Below are 21,113 nucleotides of genomic sequence, written 5' to 3'. Positions count from 1 at the left end.
ACAACCGGTTAGGCGCAGCGCCCGATAGCAGAGCAAAAAAAACCGCGGCTCAATGGCCGCGGTTTTTTCTTACCTGCGAAAAGTGCTCAGGGATCAAGCCGACTTGGCCAGCTCCTTGTTACGCAACTTCTGCGGATTGATCAGGAAGCGTGCCAGTGCTGGCAGCAACCAGATGGCGCCGAACATGTTCCACAGGAACATGAAGGTCAGCATCAAGCCCATATCTGCCTGGAACTTGATCGCCGAGAAGATCCACGTTGCCACACCAATGGCCAGACACACGCCAGTGAACAGCACCGCTTTACCCGTCGACTTGAGCGTCTCGTAGTAAGCTTCCTGCAGGCTCAGGCCCTGACGCAGGTAAGTTTCGAGACGGCTGTAGATATAGATACCGTAGTCGACACCAATACCCACACCCAAGGCGATTACCGGCAATGTCGCCACCTTCACGCCGATGCCCATGTACGCCATCAGCGCGTTACCCAGCACCGAAGTCAGTACCAGCGGCAACATCACGCACAAGGTTGCGGCGACAGAGCGGAAGGTCAGCAGACACATCATCCCCACCGCAGCATATACAGCCAGCAGCATGGTGGTTTCAGAGTCGGCGATAACCTCGTTGGTTGCCGCTTCAATACCGGCGTTACCGGCTGCCATGATGAACTGCAGGTTCTCGCTGCTATTGGCCTTGGCGAAATCTTCAGCGACCTTCACCGCACGCTCCAGCGTTGCAGCTTTGTGGTCGTTGAGGAACACCAGTACCGGCGCTACCGAGCAGTCTGCGTTGTACAGGCCATCGGCGCGAGCGATCGAGTTGTTCAGAATGTCCTGGTTACGCGACAGCGTTTCCCACTTCAGACTGCCCTCGTTCATCCCCTTGATCACCTGACGCGATACCGTGACCATCGAAATGGCCGACTGCACGCCTTCGGTGTTTTCCATCTGCCACATCAACTGATCCATGGCATTCATGGCCGGATACGTCGAGCACTGCTCAGGCGGCGTCTTGACCATGATCACCAGTACATCGGAGCTGGTGGAGTAGTTCTGGATAACAAAGTTGTTGTCGAGGTTGTAGCGCGAATCCGGACGCAGTTCAGGTGCACCCTGATCCAGGTCACCGATCTTCAGGTTCTGGCCGTACCAGACGCCACCCACCATGGCCATCAGGGCAATAACGATGGAAATCGGTGCCACAACAGGGTGCGCAAAGTTGGAGATGGCGCGCCAGAACGGATGCTCGCGCACCGCGTCTTCACGGCTGATCTTCACCGCCTTCTTGCTGATACCGATGTACGAAATCGTCACAGGCAGCAGAATCAGGTTGGTCAGAATAATCACCGCCACACCCATCGAGGCGCCAATGGCCAGCTCGCGGATTACGCCGATATCAATCAGCAGCAGCGTAACGAAGCCCACCGCATCCGAGAGCAAAGCCACCAGCCCCGGAATAAACAGCTGACGGAATGCCATACGCGCAGCCGACAGCGAGTCCGTGGCATCGCTGGACGCCATGGCAATGCCGTTGATCTTCTGCACCCCGTGCGAAATACCGATGGCAAAGACCAGAAACGGCACCAGCATCGAGTACGGGTCGAGACCAAAGCCCACGGTTTTCAGCAGGCCCAACTGCCAGACCACCGCAATCAACGTGGTGATAATGACGGCCAGCGCGCTCTTGAAGCAGCGGGTGAACCACAACAGCAGAACGAAGGTGATACCGATCGCCACCGCAAAGAACAATGCCACGCCGACCAGGCCGTCAATCAGGTCACCGACCTTCTTGGCAAAGCCGATGATGTGGATTTTTACGTTGGGATTCTGCGCCTGATATTTCTCGCGAATCTTCTCTTCCAGCTCATGCGAGAACTTCTGGTAGTCCAGCGGCACCAGCTTGCTCTGGTCTTCCGGGTCTGGATACGCCTCAAGCAGCGGCACATCGACAATGCTCGACTTGAAGTTGTTGCCGACCAGACGGCCAATCTGACCCGACTTGAGAATGTTGTCGCGCAACTCCTCAAGGCTTTCTTCAGAGCCATCGTAGGTTTGTGGAATCACCTCGCCACCGGAGAAGCCTTCTTCGGTCACTTCGGTCCAGCGTACGCTCGGGCTCCACAACGACTTGAGCCCCGAACGGTCAACACCGGAGATGTAGAACACCTCGTCGTTGATCTGGCGCAGGGTTTCCATGTACTCCTTGGTGAAGATGTCGCCATCGACCGCTTCAACCGAAATGCGCACCGTGTTGCTCAGGTTCGACAGGTCGTTGCGATGCTCCAGCATCTTCTGGATGTAAGGGTGGCCCAGCGGAATCATTTTCTCGAAGCTGGTCTGCGGGCGAACCTGCGAAGCCTGATAAAAGAGGAAAACGCTAATCAACAGACACAGCACAATAACGGCCGGTCGGTTGTTGAAAATCAACCGCTCCAAGAAGGAAGCGGGCTTTTGTTGATGCTTACTCATGCAAACTCTCCCGGCTTATTATTGTTGGCCCAGCTCGGCGCCAGTAGGCGTGGCGATGTGCAATCCACCCTGCCCCACCAGAATCAGGTTGCCGTTATCCAGTGCTGCAACACTGGCAATTGACAGTCGGTCCAGACGATTGACCAGACTGAAACTCTTGCCGTTGTCGGTGCTTTTCAGAACAGTGCCGCCGTGGCCAACGATAATGATCGAGCCGTCGGCCAACAGCGTGCTGCTGCTCAGACCAAACTCGATCGGGCCGTTACCCGGCGTATGAACTACGATTTGCTCCCAGGTGTCGCCAAAGTCGGTCGAGCGGAACACGTGGCCGCGCAAACCGTAAACCAGCAGCGTGCGTGGCTCGGCAGTTGGCGCAACGCCAAACAGTGAACCCTCGTACGGGCCCTGCAAGGTTTCCCAGGTCTGGCCCCAGTCCGGGGAGCGGAAGATCACGCCCTGCTCACCAACGACCATCAGGCCGGCATCTTTAACCGGGACAATGGCGTTGAGGTGATAACCGTCTTCGTTGCCCATGCGGTCACTGATGTCTTCCCAGTTCGCGCCGCCATCCAGGGTTTCCAGCAGCGCACCATAGGCGCCCACGGCAAAACCGTGCTGGGCATCGTTGAACCAGATATCCAACAGCGGCGCTTCACGGGTGAGGTCTTCGAACTGTTTGGTCCAGGTCGCGCCGCCATCAGTGGTGGCGAGAATCTGCGAGTCGTGGGCGACCGCCCAGCCTTTCTGGTCATCGACAAAGTAGGCAGCCGTAATCATCTGCCGGGTTGGCACTTTGGCCTGCACCCAGTTTTTACCGCTGTCGTCGGAATAGAGAATGTGCCCGCGATCACCAAACACCAGCATGCGTTTACCTGCATGCACGACGTCGAGCAGCAGCGTGCGGGTGGCATGAGCAGATTCAACAGAATAATTGGTAGCGGCTTCGCCGGCCTGAACCTGTAGCGGCGCAGTGGCGAATGTTAAAGCACAAAGCACGCTGCATAGCGAGAGTGTTTTGGCCAGCGGCGAGTGGACGCGTAACGCCGGTGTGCGCAGGTTTCTTGCGACCAGACCGGACTGGGTGCGCCGCATGACGGGCTCACTCATAGACCTTCCCCTTTGTTTTTATTAGATACTTCTGCTTTTACGCAGGTTTCTTATGCTACTGAGCAAACTTGCAGCCTGACAATCAACGCGACGTTATGTTTTGTTAACAGCCAGTGACCGGGCAGTCAGAGCAAACGCTGATGCTAAAGCACTGCCTTGGATCAATTCCTGAAAAAATCAGGCTACCACTCAGACACCCAAGAGCCTTAACCATACGCAACCCTGAAGCGAATTCAAACGCTTGTATCATTAAACTTGGCTTTATTCATCAGATTTAAGCGACTTATTCGCCGCACTGATCACGTTGTAATCCAAGCAGCGATTGTCTGGCAATTATCTGAGCCTGACTATCCGCCCGAACGCCGCCAAATTGCTGGTCCAAACACTAATTGCAGCGCAGCACTATCAGCCAGACAAAAGAAAACGGGTTGTGGCGTCCGAGCAGAACTCGGCAGCCACAACCCGTTTCAGGGCAATGTGCAAATGCCCGGTGGCAATAGCGCGATGGCGGATCAGGCCAGGCTCTTGCTCACCACTTCATAGACATCACTGGACAGCCCACCTGATGCGAGAATGCGCTCAAGCTCAGCCTTCATCAGCCCCTGACGCTCAGGACTGTATTTGCGCCAGCGCGTCAGCGGCGACAACAAGCGCGAGGCGATTTGCGGATTGAGCGCGTTCAGGGTGATTACCTGATCGGCAAGGAAGCGATAACCGCTGCCATCGAGTTGATGGAAGTTGATCGCATTCTGGCCGCCAAAAGCGCCAATCACAGCCCGCACCTTGTTCGGGTTTTTCAGGTTGAAGGCCGGATGCTGCATCAGCTCCTCAACCCGCGCCAGGCCACCCGGCATGGTGCTGGCAGCCTGCACGCTGAACCACTGATCCATTACCAGTGCGTTGTCCTTGAAGAACTCGGCGAAGCTGGCGAGGGCCTTGGCACGCGCCTCGGTGTGCGTGGAGTTGACCAGCACCGCCAACGCAGCCATGCGCTCGGTCATGTTGTCGCAATGCTCGAACTGCTCCAGACACGCTTCAAGCACTTGCTCTTTGCCGGTAAGCATCAGGTAAGACAGCGCGATGTTTTGCAGACGACGACGGGCAAAGTGCTCGGCTTCGGCCACATACGGGCTGTTGCGCGAGACTTCGCGATAAGCCTGATAACGCTGGCACAGCGGCGCGAAAAGGGCCTGCGCCAGCGCTTCGCGGGCAAATTCGCGGGCAGCGTGAATGGCATCGACATCCGCCACTTCTGCAATTTCAGTCAGGTAGCCTTCACCCGGCAACGAGAGCATTTCCGAGACCATGGCCGGATCCAGCGTTTCGTCGGCCAACACCGTTTCGAGCGCACTGATCAGGCGCTGATCCATAACCATTGGCTCGCCACGTTGCTGTTGGCCCACCAGTTCTTCAAGCACCTGCACGGCCAGTTGCTGGCTGGCTTCCCAACGGTTGAAGCCATCGCTGTCGTGCTGCATGAGGAACATCAACTGGTCGCGGCTGTAAGGGAAGCTCAGCTTGACCGGCGCCGAGAAGCTGCGTAGCAGCGACGGCAAAGGCTGCTCGGCAACACCGACAAACACCACTTGTTGCTCGGCCTGATCAATCGAGATCACCCGCGTGTCAGCCCCCGCCGCGGCTTCACCCTCAAGCTGCAACGGCAAGGCCTGGCCTTGCGCACCGATCAAGCCAAGCTCAACCGGAATCACGAATGGCAGCTTCTCGGTCTGCCCCGGCGTGGCTGGGCAGCTTTGCTTGAAGGTCAGGGTGTAACGTTGCGCGCCAGCGTCATAAGCCTCGCTGACCTGCAAACGCGGCGTACCGGCCTGGCTGTACCAACGTTTGAACTGGGTCAGGTCAACGCCATTGGCATCCTCCATGGCCTTGATGAAATCGTCACACGTTACGGCTTGGCCGTCGTGGCGCTCAAAGTACAGATCACTGCCCTTGCGGAAGCCTTCGGCGCCGAGCAGGGTCTGGATCATGCGCACCACTTCACTGCCTTTCTCGTAGACTGTCAGGGTGTAGAAGTTGGAGATTTCGATGAACGCATCCGGGCGCACCGAGTGAGCCAGCGGGCCGGCGTCTTCGGCGAACTGATGGGTGCGCAGGTAAGCGACATCTTCAATGCGCTTGACCGTTGGCGAGTTCATGTCGGCGCTGAACTGCGAATCACGGAATACCGTGAAGCCTTCTTTCAGCGACAACTGGAACCAGTCGCGGCAGGTCACGCGGTTGCCCGACCAGTTGTGGAAATATTCGTGGGCAACAATTGCTTCAACCCGCTGATGCGCGGCGTCGGTGGCAGTTTCAGCCTTGGCCAGCACGGCGCTGGAGTTGAAGATGTTCAGGCCCTTGTTTTCCATGGCGCCCATGTTGAAGTCGTTCACTGCGACGATCATGAAAATATCCAGATCGTACTCACGGCCGTAAGTCTGCTCGTCCCAGCGCATCGACTTTTTCAGGCTGTCCATGGCGTGCTGGCACTTGTCGATATTTTCAGGCTCGACATAAATGCGCAGCGCCACTTCGCGCTCGGTCATGGTGGTGAAGGAGTCTTCAACACACCAGAGATCACCCGCCACCAAGGCAAACAGGTAGGCCGGTTTCATGAACGGGTCTTCCCACGTTGCCCAATGCCGGCCGTCTTCTTCGCTGCCGCTGGCAATCGGGTTGCCGTTCGACAGCAACACCGGATAATTGTGCTGCTCGGCACTGAGCGTGGTGGTGAACTTGCTCATGACATCCGGGCGGTCGAGGTAATAGGTAATCTTGCGAAACCCTTCCGCCTCACACTGGGTGCAGAACATGCCGCTCGACTTGTACAGGCCTTCCAGCGCGGTATTGGTTTCCGGGTGGATGCGCACACTGCTGTCGATAATAAAGCTGGGGCTGTCCGGTTGCAGCGTCAGATGGCTGTCAGTGAGCTGATAGTCCGCCTCGCCCAACTCGCGATCATTGAGCGCCAGCGACAACAGCTCAAGCTCCTGGCCGTCGAGTTCCAGCGGCGGCAAATCACTGCCGAGCGCGGGGTTACGGCGCATCACCAATTGCGCATGCACCAGCGTGTGGTCGTCATGCAGTTCGAAGGTCAGGTGCGTCTCATCGATCAGGTAATCGGGCGCCTTGTAGTCCTTCAGGTAAATCATTTTCGGTTGTTCAGTACGCATGGTCGCCTCGTCGATTGAGAGATACACAAGCTGCTTGCGAAATGGAGTGCGGCGTGGGTTTTACAAACACAAAAGCACACGCCGTATACAGCAGTTTTACCGGATCAGAAGGCGCTGACAGCAATCTGATAGGCGGTGTATTTACGAATATTGATAACCCCGGTGTCGAACATCAGGTATTGGCCTTTGATGCCGAGCAACGTGCCTTCTGCCAGCGGATTCTTGTCGAGGTTGAAGCTGGTGATCTTCGCGGGATAGCCATCAATCGGATAGGCAATCTCGACCGGCTCACCATCGTTCAACGGCTGAATGGCCTGAATACCAAAGCGCTGTTGCAGTTGTTCAATGCCTTCACCGCAACTGGCAAACAATTGCTCGCGCACAGCGCGCAGATCAACCGGCGCTGCATCGCCTTTAAGCAAGGCGCGCCAGTTGGTTTTATCCGCGACCTGGCTGCGTAACAGGTCTTCAACAAAGCCTGACTGCTGACGCGTTGCAACGCGCAGGATCGGCAGCGCCTGGGTCGCACCCTGATCAATCCAGCGGGTCGGAATTTGCGTGGCGCGGGTAATCCCGACCTTAACTCCGGATGAGTTGGCCAGATACACCACATGATCAGTCATGCAGAACTGCTCGCCCCAACTCGGCTCGCGGCAAGTGCCAGCGTCGTAATGGCAGCGCTCGGGGCTCATGATGCAAATATCGCACTGCGCCAGCTTTTGCATGCACGGGTAGCAATAACCCTGGCTGTAGCTGCTCTTGGTCTTACGCCCGCAATGGCTGCAATGGATCGCGCCGAGGAACTCCAGCCGCACGGTTTTGCCCACCAGCGGATTAACCGGGACCAATTCATCATTCAGCCGAAAGGCGTACTGCACAGGTGCTTCAAGCTGCACCTGCATTTTGCTCAGGGAACCGCGAGCCAACTCACTCATTTAAAAACAGCCATCAATGCAAAGTATCGGAGGATTTGAACAGTAGATTAGGCACCGGCGCAGATTTCGAACTGCATTCTTGCGGGCCCATGTAACCAATGCGCTCTTCTTCCGGGAGGTTTTTGATTTCCCAGGCGATGAGCGCCTGCAGGCTCAGCTCTTTCTGCTCCTGAGTCAGCTTGCGGCCGTCCGGCCATTTGCCGATCTCAACCGCGAGCTTGAGGCTCTGGTAGATTTCAGGGGTGATGTTTGCAATGGTTTCATTAAAAGACGACATGCGCGCCTCCCGACAGAGTGGGGCAAAAAATCATTTTAACAGGCCAACGCGCAATCTCGCGATGCGCAGCGACCGTCGTGTGTCTTGCGCCGGGCTTGCGCACTGAAATCGCGCAAGCCCGGACAATTATCGGCGGGCGCGGGCCAAGAGGCCGCCGACCAGGCCAGTGGCGCAGCCTGCAACCAGACCGCCAACATGCGCCGCGTTGGCAATAGAGCCAAACTGCAGCAGTTCGAAAATACCGGTCATGCAAATCAGCAACCAGGCCAGCATCATGATCAATACGCCAGGCGGCAACCGGTATTGCGCATTAGGTGCCAGGCGCTGGTAAATCCAGCAGTGCCCGAGTAAGCCGTAAAGCACACCGGAAAGCCCTCCGAACAGGCTCGGGCCGCCAAACTGATACTGCGCAACGTTGGACGCAAGACCAAATACCAGCGTCAGCGCGATCAGCATCAGCGGGCCTTGATAACTCTCAATGCGCCGCCCCAGCTCCCAGTACCACAGCGAGTTCATTGCCAGATGCAGGAAGCCGAAATGCAGCAGCATCGGTGTTAGCAGTCGCCACCACTGGCCGCTGTCCATAGTGTGCGCGAGTGAGGCGAAGTAGATGTAATCGCCCTTGATTTGAAAGTCGACAAAGCTGAACCAGCGTACGGTCTCGAAGTTATCACCGAGCAAGGTAATGGCCGCGACGATAAAGGTAATCAGCAGCACCCCACTGGTGACCGGGTTGCGCTTGATCTGCTCGACAAAGCCCGGCATCGACCGCTGCGGTTTGTCCGCGGCCAACTGTAACTCCTCGCTGCCATGCGGGTACTGCGCATACAGCTCGCGCACCTGCACAGCCAACGCCTCGCCTGGCACCCAAAGCACTTGCTCGCCAGACTCTTCGGCGACCCGGTGCGGCACCTGCAGGCGCTGCAACATCGCGACAAAGCCGCTGAGATTGGTCTGCATCGGTAAACGTAGGACGGCTACAGCGCTCATTGTGGCAACTCCGGTTTTTCTACATCGACCCAGACGAATTTATTGGCATCAATGCGATGCTCCTGATCCAGCCGATACGCGACCAGTTTTCCATACAGCACGGCGCTGTAATCGAGGCAGGCCAGATTGCTGCGGATCGCCGAGGGTTTGCCACTGCGCCAGTAATGACCGACAAACAACATGGGTTGGTCGGACGGGTATTGCAGCAACTCGTTTTTCTGCAATTCGCTGAGCGGTGTGCGCGCCGCCAACTCGGGCAAGGCATCGGGCTGGAAGACGATATCGCCGTAAGTCTGCGGATTCTCTTCCCAGAACTTGGTGCGAAAGAACGAACGCGTAAAGCCATCGTCACTGGTCAGCGTCAGCCCATGCGGCAGGCGCATATCGGTGCCGCGCAGCAGGCGGTTGAATACGGTATTGGCAAAGCTGCCATACACGGCCGAGGTCTTGAGGAATTTCTCGTTGATCAGGCCATCCGGGAACTGCGCGCGCAGCGGCGTGATCAGGCTGTCATCCCAACAGGCATGCACGGCGCGAAAACGCCCGGCGTCGATAAACAGCGGCAGTTGATAGAACCAGTCGTGCAACTCACGCCACTCCGCCGGATACGCTGCAAACTGCTCAAGGGTTTCGGCGATCAGGCGAGTATGGCGCTCGGAATGCTCACGCACATGCAAGCGACCGCTGCCGGGCGGTGCGGGCGTCTCCCAGGCCAGCGCATTGAACTCATGGTTGCCCATGATGCAAGCGGCCTGACCCACTTCGACCATGTCGCGCACCAGATGCACGGCCTCACGAATGCGCGGACCGCGATCAACGATGTCACCGAGAAAAATCGTCTGCCGGCTGGGATGGCGCCAAACGCCGGAGATTTTCCGATAACCCAGCTTATCAAGCAGGCGCTCCAGGGTATTCGCGCAGCCGTGAATATCGCCTATGAGGTCATAACTTCGTTCGGGATCCAGGCGCATTAGTCGCCTCCGCCACCAAGGCGACTGCCCCAACCCAACTTGGTACGGCAGACCTCGTAGTAATTGTGATCCAGCGGATGGATCAGGCGTAACTTCTGCGGCTTCTTGCTAACCGTGACGGTGTCGCCCGGCGCACAGGTGAAGTGATTCTGGCCGTCGCAGGAAACCTGCGGATATATCTGCAAATCCTTGGACACGACGATTTTCAGCTCGCTGTTGCCATCAACCACAATCGGCCGGCTCGACAGCGTGTGCGGGTACATCGGCACCACCACAATGGCGTCCAGCTTGGGATGCATGATCGGCCCGCCGGCAGACAACGCATAGGCGGTGGAGCCGGTGGGCGTCGATACGATCAGGCCGTCAGCCTTCTGGCTGCAGACAAACTGACCGTCGATGTACAGCTCAAACTCGATCATGCGGGTCGATTTACCCGGATGCAGAACCACATCATTAAGAGCGTCGCCCTGCCCGATCGCCTCGCCGTTGCGACGGACTTCAGCCTGCAACAAAAAGCGGTTTTCGCTGAGGAAATTGCCTTCAAGCACCTCGGCGACCTTCATTTCCAGATCATCCGGGCGGATGTCACACAAGAAGCCCAGGCTGCCGCGGTTAACCCCAAGCACCGGGGTTTTATGGCGGCACAGCGCGCGTGCCGCGCCGAGCAGGCTGCCATCGCCGCCGATGACGATGACCAAATCGCAAATTTCACCGAGACTCTTGCGCGAGGCTGTCTGCAGGCCGTGGCCCGGCAGCACTTCAGCGATGGTGTCTTCGAGAATGACGTGCAGATGACGGTCGAGAAGAAACTTCTTCAAGCGTCGAATAGTGTCCAGCACCTGAGTGCTGCCCAAGCGGCCAATGATGCCGATATTTCGAAATTGCTCCATGGGGCTCTCGCAGGCTCTGGGTCTTTAAGGCTTTGATTATGGGCGAAAGGCGTTCAGCGCGGCAAACTTGCGACGCGAATCAATCTACCCGTAGCCGTATGTGTCAGATGGGTGCTGGAAGGCTCAATTGCAACCGCAACATGCACATCAACCGTCCGAAGCGCTATGCTCGCTGGATGAATCCTTTTGAAAACCTGCTCGATCTGCCCATGCGCCTGCAGCAACCTGCGGTACGCGATCTGGCCTGGGTGATTATTGCCCCACCCCTGCTGCAAACCGCGCCGTGGCCGCAGCGCCATCCGTTGCAGGCAAGCCGCTGGCTAAGCGCCCCTGAACAACTGGCTGACTGGTTACTGCAACTCGACCAGCAACCCGACGCCCTGCGCCATTGGCTGGCGGAGCGTTCAGTGCGCAGGCTCGGTTTGTATTATGAGCGGCTGTGGCAATTCGCACTGAACGCCGCGCCGGATGTTGAGGTCTTGGCCGCCAATCTGCCCATCCGCCAGCGTGGCCACACACTCGGCGAACTGGATCTACTGCTGCGTGATGCCGAGGGCGTCCATCACCTTGAACTGGCGATCAAACTGTATCTGGGCGCGGACGCTGAACAAGGTGAATCGCCGGCGCATTGGCTGGGCCCCGGCAGCCATGACCGACTTGATAAAAAGCTTGATCACCTGTGCAACCACCAATTGCCGCTTTCGACCCGCGAAGAGGCACGCGGCGCCTTGGACGAGTTGCAAATAGGCACGCTCAACGCGGCGATGTGGGTCTCGGGATACTTGTTTTATCCGTGGCCGCAGCCCTGCTCGTCACCGACCGATGTCAATGCGCAGCACCTTAAAGGCATCTGGCTGCATCAATGCCAATGGGCCGATTTTCTGCGCACTCAGGGCGACGCCTGCTGGCAGGTGCTGCCGCGCCACAACTGGCTGGCGCCAGCACGCATCAGCGACGCTGATCACTGGTCGCGCGAGCAACTGCACATCTGGTTTGCCACCCTCGGCCCCCACGAAAACGCCCAGCTATTGGTGCGCACAGAGCGCAGCGCATGCGGCGACTGGCTGGAAAAGCAGCGCCTGTTTATCGTGTGCGACGACTGGCCCAATACTCAGGGCGCAGCCGCCCACTAGCTGTGTCGATTAACTTACTGCGCCTGCAACGCGCGGAGGATTTTCTTGCCGGCGCGACCGTCCTGCGGCTGCATGCCCAATCGCTTTTGTTCACTGACGATTGCACGGCGCGTCAGCGTACCGATCATGCCGTCGGCCTCGCCGATCTCGTAACCCCGCGCCAGCAGCAACTCTTGCACTTGCTTACGCTCGGCGCGGCTGAGGCCCGGATCATCGGTTGGCCACGGCGTGACAAACTCGCCCTGCCCGCGCAGACGGTCAGACAAATGCGCAATCGCCAGTGCGTAGCTCTCAGCCGCGTTGTAGGAATAAATCGCATCGAAGTTGCGCATCACGATAAACGCCGGCCCTTTGGCCCCGGCAGGCAACAGAATCCCAGCGGCGGTATCACTTGAAGGCAACGGCGAACCGTCAATTTTGCGCACGCCAGCCGCCGCCCACGAACTTAATGGCCGCTTGTTCTTACGCCCGCTATTGGCGGAATTGAAGCCACTCGGCAACTTGACCTCATAACCCCAGGGCTGGCCCGTCCGCCAGCCGGAACGCTTGAGGTAGTTGGCGGTAGACGCCAATGCATCCGGGATGCTGGCGACCAGATCGCGGCGGCCATCGCCATCGCCGTCCACCGCAATACGCTGATAGGTCGAGGGCATGAACTGGGTGTGGCCGAATGCACCGGCCCAGGAACCGTTTAACTCCTCAGCCTGAATATCGCCGGATTGCAGCAGTTTGAGCGTGGCGAATAACTCGCCCTGGAAGAAGCTCTGACGCCGACCGTAGCAGGACAGCGTCGACAGCGAAGTCAGCAGCGGGCGCTTGCCGAAGGTTTTGCCGTAGTCACTTTCAACGCCCCAGACGGCGACGACCGTGGCCGCATCTACGCCGTATTGACGGGAAATCTTCTCCAGCACCGCGGCATGCTGCTTGAGCATCGCCTTGCCATCATCGACCCGCTGCTGATCGACCAATGCTGCGAGGTAGTCCCAGATCGGGGTGCTGAATTCAGGTTGCGCGTCGAGCAGTTCGATCACGCTCATGTCTGGCGCGAGATCGGCGGTGTAGCGCTTGTAGGTCACGGCCGAGACACCTTTGGCTTGTGCCTTGCTTTGCAGGCCGGCCAAACATTGCTGGAATCCGTCTGCCGCATTCGCCGCACTCGCCGCCGCACTAGCCGCCGCACCCATTAACAGCAGCGCTGCACCTGACACCAAACGATTGCTCGCCATTATCGCCCTCCATAACGTCACCGCTGACGCCACTGCGCCGCTCTTCACACCATGGTAAGGCACGCGCCCCATGCGCTGACAAGTGCCGGGTCGCAACAAATCGTGATTAGCCCGAGAGCCAACTTGCGCAGATGCTACTGGAACGCTGCCAATGCCGCCGCACGCCCCTGCAAACCGCCGGTATGAATGAAGATCAGCCGACTGCCCTGGGCAACCAGACCGGCACGCACGTGTTGTTGCAGAGCAAACAAGGTTTTAGCGGTATACAGCGGCTCCAGCGGGATATTCATCTGCAGCTCGCACGCCTGCATAAAGCTCACCAGCTCACTGTCTACCTTGGCAAAGCCGCCACGGCACGCATCGAGCAGTTGATAGCCGTTATCCGCCAAACCTGCCTGAGCAAGTAACTGCGTAACCTGCGCTTGCACGCCGTGCGTAACCGGTACGGCCATGGCGCCGTATACCGGATGCGCGCCAGTCTCGGCCATGACCAGCCCGGCCAGCGTGGTACCAGTGCCGGCGCCAAGCCAGAGTGCGTCGTAGTCTGCCCAACCGATCGCTGCAAATTGCTCACGGATCAGGCCAATGATAGGCGCACAGCCACGCGCGCCCAACAAGCCACCACCGCCTTCCGGCACCGGCTGAAAATGGGCGTATTGCTGCTGCCACGGCACCCAGAAATCGGCCTCATGGCGTTTTCGATAGCCGCCATAGCCGAGCCAATGCAGCTGCATGCCGAGCGCTTTGAGATCGGCAACAGTGGGAGTTTGGCATTCTGTGCCGCGCAGCAAGCCAACGGTTGGGAAATTGAAGCGGGCCCCGGCACTGGCCAGAGCATGCAAATGATTGGAGTGCGCGCCGCCCAGGCTCATGACTCCGGTACAACCGGCGGCATCGGCCTGTTGCAGATAACCACTGAGCTTGAACCACTTGTTGCCACTGATGAGCCGGTCAGTGAGGTCGAGACGCAACACAGCGAGCTCAATCCCAGCCGCGTCCAGCCAATCGAGATGCACCTGCTGCAGCGGAGCAGAAGGCGCCCAGTCAGGCGCGATCAGAGGCAAGGCTAGCCGGTAGTCTGCATGCGACTGGCGACCATGTGCCGGGCACAGCAGTTCGACTCGTCGGCGACAAAGCGGCTCGGGCTATCGACCCGGTCAATTGGAATCGAGCAGCGTTCGCCGCTGGGCAACAAGGCCACACAGCACGGCTGTTGGTAGTGTTCCAGCCACTGGCGGTACTGGTCTTCGCCAACGAAACACTTGGCAGCCACATACGCCATGGTGTTGCGCTGGTAGTGGGTAATATCCTTCAGCGGAATGGTCAGATGGCCCGCGCCTGGATGGTAAACAACAAAGACCACGCCCAGCTTGGCGAGCCGCTCAAGCACTTGCTCGCCGGTTTGGCTAGATGCATGTTCGAGTTCGTGTTGCAGCCGCTGCTGTTCAGCCTGCAGCTTGGTATTCTTCTGCTCAGCGCGCTTGAGGTTCTTCTGCAACGACGCAATCTGCTCTTGGTATTCGACCACTGCGGTGTTGATCCGCGCTTTGATCTCGCTTTCAAACTGCTTACGCAGCGCTGCGGTAGAGGATTTATCGTCACGTTCGAGGCGGTTGAGCTGCTCAGTGAGTTCTTCCCGAGAGGCTTGGAAGGTCGCCGCCTGAATCGCCAGCTGGGCCTTGAGCGCAACATTGAGCTCGACTTGCTGCTGGAGCGACTCCTCGGCAAGCCGGACCTTTTCCTGCTGCTCTGCTGAGAAATCGGCACTGCTAAACTTAAGTTTGGCCAGCTCCTCTTCGTACTGTTTAGTCAGGCTGGTGATGCGCAGGCGTTGTTGCTTGATCAACTGTGCAGCCTTGACCCGCTGCTCCTGATTGATCTTCTCGGCCAGTTCCAGCGCATCCGGATCACCCGCTCGCGGCGAGTCGGCAATGTGCCAGTTCTCTTCGCCGCTGACTTGCAGCTCTGCAGCGCTGGGCGCCACGCTTGCCTCATCTTCAACCAGCAGGCCCAGCGTGTTACGGGTAATCGCCTCTCTGGCTGCCGTCAGATGGTTCTTGCCGGGCGCCATATTAGGGTCCCACAAATGACCCTGGTGCCAGGAGACCGGACATTGGCTTCGGCAGGCCAGGCGGATCGGGCCCGCGCCCAGATCGGGGCCGCGCCCCGCCCGCTCAGCCAAATGCTGGAGGGGAATGTTCCAGCTCTTGTCGGGGCGACCGCTCTCGTCGAACTCCAACAGAAAACAAACCACCGAACGAATTTTAAGCCGTGGATTGATGGACAGGTGGACCATACGCACCTGCTTGCCGACATAGCTGGGCATGTTGACCACGCCATCGAGCAATGCCTCAAACTCTGGGTAGAGCATTTGCGTACAGATGCCGCCCTGCTCATTGAAGAACAGAACGGCTTCAACCGTCTTCGGTTTTTTCTGCATCCGTGTCACATCCCTTGATTCATCAGCCCTGACAGCTGGCAATGCATGCGCGCAAGAAAATAGTCCATGCGGCAGCCCTTCATCGCTGCGCAAGTCTAGGAGAAAACCTCAACCTGGCAGTGTGATCGGGTTGGCAAGCGACTTGCGCATACGCCTAGATGAGCAAACAGCAGGCTGAAACTGTGATCGGCTTGGAAGCTAGCGTCAATCCCGCGCAGTCAAAAAATAGTCGCTAAATAGCCAGGGCACAAAAAAGCCGGGGCTGTTTATAGCACCCGGCTTATGGTCGTTTGTGACCGCGACTCAGAGTTGCAGTCGGCGCGCCATCTCGGCACCCAGCGCCTGCAAGCCCGACATCGGCCTGATCATGACTTCGAACTCGCAGATTTTGCCGTGTTCGTCGAAACGAATCATGTCGATGCCTTTAAGCTCACGCTCGCCGACCCGCGCACTGAACTCAAGCACCAGATTCAAGCCGTCGCCAGTGGCAAGCTCGCGGTGATAGCGAAAGTCCTCAAACACCTGCAAAACCGTGTTGAGAATATGCGCCACCTTGGCTGCCCCCTCATAAGGGTGAAAAGCCATGGGCGAACGAAACACCGCCTGCGGATTGAGCATCGCCGGCAATTCGGCGAGATTCCCGGCGGCAATCATCGCGTGCCACTTTTCGAGCGATGCCGCCACAGCGGGCTGTAAATCCAGTGCTTGTTGCATGATAGAAGCTCCTTGCCGTTTTTATTGTTTATGTCGAGCCGTCTCAGAGTTCAGCAGCCAGTCGCGAACCCTGATTGATTGCACGCTTGGCGTCCAGTTCAGCCGCCACATCTGCGCCGCCGATCAGGTGAACGCTCTGCCCACCGGCGACCAGGCCATCCTGCAGTTCACGCAGCGGATCTTGGCCTGCACAGACGATTACGGTGTCCACCGGCAATACCTGCGGCTCACCGCCGGCAACACTGATGTGCAGACCGTTGTCATCAACCTTGAGGTATTCGACGCTGTTGATCATCTGCACGTTCTTGTTTTTCAGGCCCGCGCGATGGATCCAGCCAGTTGTTTTGCCCAGACCGTCGCCGACCTTGGTCTTCTTGCGCTGCAGCAGGAAGACTTGGCGTGCTGGTGCATGCACCTCAGCCTGAACACCGGCAACGCCGCCACGGGCATCCAGTTGAGCGTCGATGCCCCACTCCTTCCAGAACGCATCACGGTCGAGGCTGGTTGCAGCACCGGCGTGAGTGATGAACTCGGAAACGTCGAAACCAATGCCACCAGCACCGATTACCGCCACGTTTTTACCGACCGGCTTGCGCTGCAAAATCGCATCCAGATAATTGATCACTTTAGGGTTGTCGATCCCCGGGATTTCAGGCGTGCGCGGTGCAATACCCGTGGCCAGAATCACCTCGTCGTAACCGCCCTTGATCAGGTCATCGGCGCTGACACGGGTTTGCAGGCGTACATCGACACCGGTGCTTTTCAGCTTGCGATCGAAGTAACGCAGAGTCTCGAAGAATTCCTCTTTACCCGGCACACGCTTGGCGACATTGAACTGCCCGCCAATTTCTTCAGCCGAGTCGAACAGGGTCACCGAATGGCCGCGCTCAGCAGCAACCGTGGCCGCAGCCAGACCAGCAGGGCCAGCACCGACCACCGCAATCTTCTTCACGGCAACAGTCGGAATGTAATTGAGTTCGGTCTCGTGACAGGCGCGCGGGTTGACCAGACAGCTGGTCAGTTTGCCGCCGAAGGTGTGATCAAGGCAGGCCTGGTTGCAGCCGATGCAGGTGTTGATCTCGTCGCTGCGACCCGCCGCCGCCTTGTTGACGAATTCCGGATCAGCCAAAAACGGACGCGCCATCGACACCATGTCGGCGTCACCCTCGGCCAACACTTGCTCAGCGATTTCCGGGGTATTGATACGGTTGGTGGTGATCAGCGGGATGCTGACCTGGCCACGCAACTTGGCCGTGACCTTGGTAAATGCAGCGCGCGGCACCTTGGTGGCGATGGTCGGGATACGCGCCTCGTGCCAGCCAATACCGGTATTGATGATGGTCGCACCGGCCTTCTCGATGGCCTTGGCCAGCATGACCACTTCATCCCAGGTGCTGCCGCCTTCGATCAGGTCGAGCATCGACAGCCGATAGATGATGATGAAATTCGGTCCTACTGCCTTGCGCACGCGGCTGACAATTTCAATCGCCAGACGCATGCGGTTCTCATAGCTGCCGCCCCAGCGATCCGTGCGCTGGTTAGTGTGCGCAACGAGGAACTGGTTAATGAAATAACCTTCGGAGCCCATGATCTCAACGCCGTCGTACTCGGCTTGCTGTGCGAGCAAGGCGCAGGTGACGAAATCGGCAATCTGCTTCTCGATACCCTCCTCGTCCAGCTCAGTCGGCTTGAACGGGTTGATCGGAGCCTGAATGGCGCTAGGCGCAACGGACTTGGGGCTGTAGGCATAACGACCCGCATGCAAGATCTGCATGCAGATCTTGCCGTCCGCTTCATGCACGGCGCGGGTCACAATCTTGTGCTTTTCGGCTTCCTCAGTCGTGGTCAATTTAGCCGCGCCGGAGTAAACGCCGCCTTCCACGTTCGGGCCAATACCGCCGGTCACCATCAGGCCGACACCGCCACGGGCGCGCTCGGCAAAGTAAGCCGCCATGCGCTCGAAGCCATCCGGTTTCTCCTCAAGACCGGTGTGCATCGAACCCATCAATGTGCGGTTCTTCAGCGTGGTGAAACCCAGGTCGAGCGGGGCCAGCAGGTTGGGATACAAAGCGCTCATGGCGATCTCCAGTTCAAACAGTGCAATTCACGGAGTGCTGCAATCTCGGGACATTCACGGATCGCAGTCGGTATGAGCTGCACAATAAGTAGCTGAAGGCTTTGCCTCAATGACTGTAAATAACAAATTATTGATCATAAATGACAGGGCGACTTGGCAACGACGCGCGACTCCCCTACCCTGACTGAAGAAATTCTGACAGCGAAATCACCATGCACAAACTGACCAAGTACGCCCTGCTTCTGCTGATTATCGGTGGCGCTGGCGTCTACCTGTACTGGGCCAAGCAACGCCCGGACGTAGGTATTTTCCTGACCGACCTGCGCAGCCAACTCAGCGTCAATCAGGGCCAGCCGAGTGAGCGCGGGAATCTGTTGGGGATTCAACCCTTGCTCTATGCCAGCGATTACCAGAGCCGCGAAACCTTGCACCTGAAGCTGGCGGCCTATCTGCAAAAAGCCCGTGACAAAGGCCTGCTCAATAGAAAAACCGTGGCCGTGTTGCCCGAGCATATTGGCACCTGGCTGGTGGCCAGCGGCGAGAAGCCCGAGTTTTACCAAAGCGACAGCCTGGTAGAGGCCATCGGCTGGCTGACGGCCAGCCATCCGCTGGCAATTCCCAAGGCGTTGATGGAAACGCCCAGCGACAAGGAATTCAGTGACGCCCTGTTCCGCCTCAAGGCCAAACAGATGGCCAAGGACTATCAACAGTTATTCGGTACGCTGGCCAAAGAGTTCAGCATTACCCTGGTCGCAGGCTCGATTGTGCTGCCCGAACCCCGTGTCGAGTCTGGCCAGCTAAAAATCGATGACGGCCCGCTGTACAACATCAGCGTAGTGTTTGGCGCGGACGGCTCAATCATTGGCCCGGCGCAGCGCAAGGTGCATCTTTCCAGCCGCGAACGGCGCTTTATTGCTGCCGCTCCTCTGGAGCAGTTGCACGCCATTGATACGCCCGCCGGAAAACTGGGCGTATTAATAGGTACAGACAGCTGGTATCCCGACAGTTATGCAGCGCTGGCCAAGCTCGACATCAAGTTGCTGGCAATCCCGGCCTTTATCAAAGGCAAGAATCAGTGGGAGAAGCCGTGGCGCGGCAACAAAGGTGCTCAGGAGCCCGCCTTCATCGCACTCAAGGAAGCGCAATCGACCGAAGCCAATGCCTGGCAACAATTGGCCATCCCCAATCAGCTGAAAGCCAGCGGTGCCGAGGCTGGCGCACTGGTTTTCAGCCGAGGGCAGTTGTGGCGCATGTCGATTGACGGGCGCAGTATCGCCAGCGACTCCCGCGAACATGCGCTGGCTGGCGATGCGCTCGGCGCACACCTGATCAATATCTGGTTATGAACAGCCCGCGGGTTCGCCTCGGCGATCTGTCAGTCGGCTTCATCGACAGCCTGGCTGGCGCCATGCGCGGGCTGGATCACGACCCCAAGCCGCTGCTCGACAGCTACGGCCTTGATACCGCGCGCCTGGCAACCCCAAGAGCGCGCTTGTCGATTCCCCGCTACATGCGCCTCGGCCATGCGGCAATCGAGCAAACCGGGGTCCCTCAACTGGGCCTGTTAATGGGCCAGGCCATTAAACTGGGCCAGCTGGGGCTGGCCGGTGTTACCGCCATGCAGGCGCCGACAGTGCGCGATGCGGCGCGGACCCTGACCCGCTTCGAGCCGCTTTACGCCTCCAACTACCGGGGCCAGTCGAGCCTGCACGAAGACCCGCAAGGTGCCTGGTTGCGGTTTTACTCAATCAGCCCTTACAACGCCTACAACCGCTTTGTGATCGACTCCGTGATGTCTGGCTGGCTGCAACAACTCAGCAGCGTCTGCGGCGAAGCGCTCTGCATCGACAAGGTCCAGATCGAATTCGAAGCACCGGCCTACAGCGCGCATTATCAACAACGCTTTGCCTGCCCGGTCGAGTTTGCCAGCAGCCACAACCAGTTGCGCTTGAACCAAGCCAGCCTCAGCCGGCGCAACCCGAACCACTGCCCAAGCACCTGGCTGCATTTACTGGAGTTGTGTGAACAGCAACTGGAGCAACTGACCCGCACCCGCAGCCTGCGTGAACAGATCACCCTGCTATTGGGGCCATTGCTGCACGGCCGTGAGCCGGATTTGAATGAGGTAGCTGCACGCCTGCAACTGCCGACTTGGACGCTGCGGCGCAAACTTGCCGAAGAAGGCACGCAGTTTCGCAGCATTCTCAACGAGACTCGCCGCGACCTGGCCATGGCGTATATTCGCGACACCGAACTGGCTTTTGGCGAGATCGCCTACCTGCTCGGCTTTGCGTCGGCAGAGGCCTTCCAGCGCGCCTTCAAGCGCTGGAACCAGCAAACCCCGGGAGAGTTTCGCCGCAGCCAGCGCAACGCCGGCTAAGGCGATTAAAATCGATGAACCTCAGAGTTCGGTAGCGTCTTCTTCAAGCTCCGGCAGGTCGAACTCACCGGCGCGGCCTTCGAGCAATTCTTCTTGATAGTCTTCCATTAGTCTCTCCTCAATCTTCAGGATTTTCTGCGATGTGCTTAGGTTCAGCAGCAGAATAAAAACCAACGATTAAGAATTTATGACAAGAGGCGAATATCTGTAAATCACGGGCAATAAAAAACCCTCAGATATTGCTATCTGAGGGTTTCGTATATGGCGCAGCGGACGGGACTCGAACCCGCGACCCCCGGCGTGACAGGCCGGTATTCTAACCAACTGAACTACCGCTGCG

Annotated in this window: 17 protein-coding genes and 1 tRNA gene; 3 read left to right on the top strand and 15 right to left on the bottom strand. The window is 58.2% G+C overall.

The genetic code is table 11. The features are described 5' to 3' along the window. Positions 1 to 93: 93 nt before the first annotated feature. The 8 genes from FEZ62_RS17930 to FEZ62_RS17895 form a co-directional block, all read right to left on the bottom strand. On the bottom strand, positions 94 to 2,463 hold the full coding sequence (locus FEZ62_RS17930) for an RND family transporter (protein ID WP_172929297.1): 2,370 nt from the start codon (positions 2,461 to 2,463) through the stop codon (positions 94 to 96). 18 nt (positions 2,464 to 2,481) lie between these two features. After that, positions 2,482 to 3,570 carry a YCF48-related protein gene (locus FEZ62_RS17925; RefSeq protein WP_239655486.1) on the bottom strand — a complete coding sequence of 363 codons (1,089 nt, stop codon included), beginning with the start codon at positions 3,568 to 3,570 and terminating at the stop codon, positions 2,482 to 2,484. Positions 3,571 to 4,082: 512 nt separating this feature from the next. Then, positions 4,083 to 6,740, bottom strand: coding sequence for an aminopeptidase N (gene pepN / locus FEZ62_RS17920; protein WP_172929296.1), 2,658 nt, complete (start codon positions 6,738 to 6,740; stop codon positions 4,083 to 4,085). 104 nt (positions 6,741 to 6,844) lie between these two features. Continuing rightward, complete coding sequence (locus FEZ62_RS17915; RefSeq protein WP_069899027.1) at positions 6,845 to 7,675, bottom strand: DUF2797 domain-containing protein; 831 nt, start codon at positions 7,673 to 7,675, stop codon at positions 6,845 to 6,847. A gap of 13 nt (positions 7,676 to 7,688) precedes the next feature. Next, the gene (locus FEZ62_RS17910; protein ID WP_069899028.1) at positions 7,689 to 7,952 is read right to left on the bottom strand and encodes a DUF1315 family protein; all 264 of its coding nucleotides are present in this window, start codon (positions 7,950 to 7,952) and stop codon (positions 7,689 to 7,691) included. A 126-nt stretch (positions 7,953 to 8,078) separates the two neighbouring features. Beyond that, a complete protein-coding gene (locus tag FEZ62_RS17905; protein WP_069899029.1) occupies positions 8,079 to 8,942 on the bottom strand; it encodes a rhomboid family intramembrane serine protease in 864 nt (287 codons plus the stop codon). Then, positions 8,939 to 9,913, bottom strand: a complete 975-nt coding sequence (locus FEZ62_RS17900) for a metallophosphoesterase (protein ID WP_172929295.1) — start codon at positions 9,911 to 9,913, stop codon at positions 8,939 to 8,941. The genes FEZ62_RS17905 and FEZ62_RS17900 overlap by 4 nt, the downstream gene beginning before the upstream one ends. Continuing rightward, positions 9,913 to 10,803, bottom strand: coding sequence for an NAD(+) kinase (locus tag FEZ62_RS17895; RefSeq protein ID WP_069899031.1), 891 nt, complete (start codon positions 10,801 to 10,803; stop codon positions 9,913 to 9,915). Before FEZ62_RS17895 ends, FEZ62_RS17900 begins: the two co-directional genes overlap by 1 nt. A 176-nt stretch (positions 10,804 to 10,979) precedes the next feature. Here FEZ62_RS17895 and FEZ62_RS17890 point away from each other — a divergent pair, with 176 nt between their 5' ends. Further along, positions 10,980 to 11,936, top strand: coding sequence for a DUF1853 family protein (locus FEZ62_RS17890; RefSeq protein ID WP_172929352.1), 957 nt, complete (start codon positions 10,980 to 10,982; stop codon positions 11,934 to 11,936). 14 nt (positions 11,937 to 11,950) lie between these two features. Here the strand turns inward: FEZ62_RS17890 and FEZ62_RS17885 are convergent, their stop codons facing one another. From FEZ62_RS17885 to FEZ62_RS17865, 5 genes are all read right to left on the bottom strand, one after another. Next, positions 11,951 to 13,120, bottom strand: coding sequence for a lytic murein transglycosylase (locus tag FEZ62_RS17885; protein ID WP_242454991.1), 1,170 nt, complete (start codon positions 13,118 to 13,120; stop codon positions 11,951 to 11,953). A gap of 176 nt (positions 13,121 to 13,296) precedes the next feature. Continuing rightward, positions 13,297 to 14,220, bottom strand: a complete 924-nt coding sequence (locus FEZ62_RS17880; RefSeq protein ID WP_172929351.1) for a pyridoxal-phosphate dependent enzyme — start codon at positions 14,218 to 14,220, stop codon at positions 13,297 to 13,299. 8 nt (positions 14,221 to 14,228) lie between these two features. Further along, on the bottom strand, positions 14,229 to 15,602 hold the full coding sequence (locus tag FEZ62_RS17875) for a chromosome partitioning protein ParA (protein ID WP_172929293.1): 1,374 nt from the start codon (positions 15,600 to 15,602) through the stop codon (positions 14,229 to 14,231). Positions 15,603 to 15,905: 303 nt separating this feature from the next. Further along, a complete protein-coding gene (locus tag FEZ62_RS17870) occupies positions 15,906 to 16,316 on the bottom strand; it encodes a nuclear transport factor 2 family protein (RefSeq protein ID WP_090508623.1) in 411 nt (136 codons plus the stop codon). Positions 16,317 to 16,359: 43 nt separating this feature from the next. Continuing rightward, positions 16,360 to 18,393 carry an NADPH-dependent 2,4-dienoyl-CoA reductase gene (locus FEZ62_RS17865; protein WP_172929292.1) on the bottom strand — a complete coding sequence of 678 codons (2,034 nt, stop codon included), beginning with the start codon at positions 18,391 to 18,393 and terminating at the stop codon, positions 16,360 to 16,362. 212 nt (positions 18,394 to 18,605) lie between these two features. Here FEZ62_RS17865 and FEZ62_RS17860 point away from each other — a divergent pair, with 212 nt between their 5' ends. Continuing rightward, positions 18,606 to 19,739 carry a carbon-nitrogen hydrolase family protein gene (locus tag FEZ62_RS17860; RefSeq protein ID WP_172929291.1) on the top strand — a complete coding sequence of 378 codons (1,134 nt, stop codon included), beginning with the start codon at positions 18,606 to 18,608 and terminating at the stop codon, positions 19,737 to 19,739. Then, positions 19,736 to 20,773 carry an AraC family transcriptional regulator gene (locus tag FEZ62_RS17855; protein WP_172929290.1) on the top strand — a complete coding sequence of 346 codons (1,038 nt, stop codon included), beginning with the start codon at positions 19,736 to 19,738 and terminating at the stop codon, positions 20,771 to 20,773. The genes FEZ62_RS17860 and FEZ62_RS17855 overlap by 4 nt, the downstream gene beginning before the upstream one ends. Positions 20,774 to 20,794: 21 nt before the next feature. On the opposite strand, the gene FEZ62_RS17850 is transcribed toward FEZ62_RS17855, so the two are convergent. Further along, positions 20,795 to 20,947 (bottom strand): hypothetical protein, encoded by a 153-nt coding sequence (locus tag FEZ62_RS17850; protein WP_172929108.1) that lies wholly within the window; start codon positions 20,945 to 20,947, stop codon positions 20,795 to 20,797. 88 nt (positions 20,948 to 21,035) lie between these two features. Beyond that, positions 21,036 to 21,112: transfer RNA gene (locus tag FEZ62_RS17845), tRNA-Asp, on the bottom strand. Between the last annotated feature and the right edge of the window lies 1 nt (position 21,113).

Origin of the sequence: Pseudomonas sp. MS19, from assembly GCF_013277615.1 — a bacterium.
GTDB classification, from domain to species: domain Bacteria; phylum Pseudomonadota; class Gammaproteobacteria; order Pseudomonadales; family Pseudomonadaceae; genus Aquipseudomonas; species Aquipseudomonas marincola.
This window is presented reverse-complemented; position numbering and strand designations above follow the sequence as displayed.

Bases quoted from the DNA above. Each gene is read 5' to 3' on its own strand.
- pepN (WP_172929296.1), bottom strand. From the start codon at position 6,740: ATGCGTACTGAACAACCGAAAATGATTTACCTGAAGGACTACAAGGCG.
- FEZ62_RS17905 (WP_069899029.1), bottom strand. From the start codon at position 8,942: ATGAGCGCTGTAGCCGTCCTACGTTTACCGATGCAGACCAATCTCAGC.
- FEZ62_RS17930 (WP_172929297.1), bottom strand. From the start codon at position 2,463: ATGAGTAAGCATCAACAAAAGCCCGCTTCCTTCTTGGAGCGGTTGATT.
- FEZ62_RS17925 (WP_239655486.1), bottom strand. From the start codon at position 3,570: ATGAGTGAGCCCGTCATGCGGCGCACCCAGTCCGGTCTGGTCGCAAGA.
- FEZ62_RS17895 (WP_069899031.1), bottom strand. From the start codon at position 10,803: ATGGAGCAATTTCGAAATATCGGCATCATTGGCCGCTTGGGCAGCACT.
- FEZ62_RS17870 (WP_090508623.1), bottom strand. From the start codon at position 16,316: ATGCAACAAGCACTGGATTTACAGCCCGCTGTGGCGGCATCGCTCGAA.
- FEZ62_RS17915 (WP_069899027.1), bottom strand. From the start codon at position 7,675: ATGAGTGAGTTGGCTCGCGGTTCCCTGAGCAAAATGCAGGTGCAGCTT.
- FEZ62_RS17875 (WP_172929293.1), bottom strand. From the start codon at position 15,602: ATGCAGAAAAAACCGAAGACGGTTGAAGCCGTTCTGTTCTTCAATGAG.
- FEZ62_RS17860 (WP_172929291.1), top strand. From the start codon at position 18,606: ATGCACAAACTGACCAAGTACGCCCTGCTTCTGCTGATTATCGGTGGC.
- FEZ62_RS17865 (WP_172929292.1), bottom strand. From the start codon at position 18,393: ATGAGCGCTTTGTATCCCAACCTGCTGGCCCCGCTCGACCTGGGTTTC.
- FEZ62_RS17855 (WP_172929290.1), top strand. From the start codon at position 19,736: ATGAACAGCCCGCGGGTTCGCCTCGGCGATCTGTCAGTCGGCTTCATC.
- FEZ62_RS17900 (WP_172929295.1), bottom strand. From the start codon at position 9,913: ATGCGCCTGGATCCCGAACGAAGTTATGACCTCATAGGCGATATTCAC.
- FEZ62_RS17885 (WP_242454991.1), bottom strand. From the start codon at position 13,120: ATGGGTGCGGCGGCTAGTGCGGCGGCGAGTGCGGCGAATGCGGCAGAC.
- FEZ62_RS17890 (WP_172929352.1), top strand. From the start codon at position 10,980: ATGAATCCTTTTGAAAACCTGCTCGATCTGCCCATGCGCCTGCAGCAA.
- FEZ62_RS17910 (WP_069899028.1), bottom strand. From the start codon at position 7,952: ATGTCGTCTTTTAATGAAACCATTGCAAACATCACCCCTGAAATCTAC.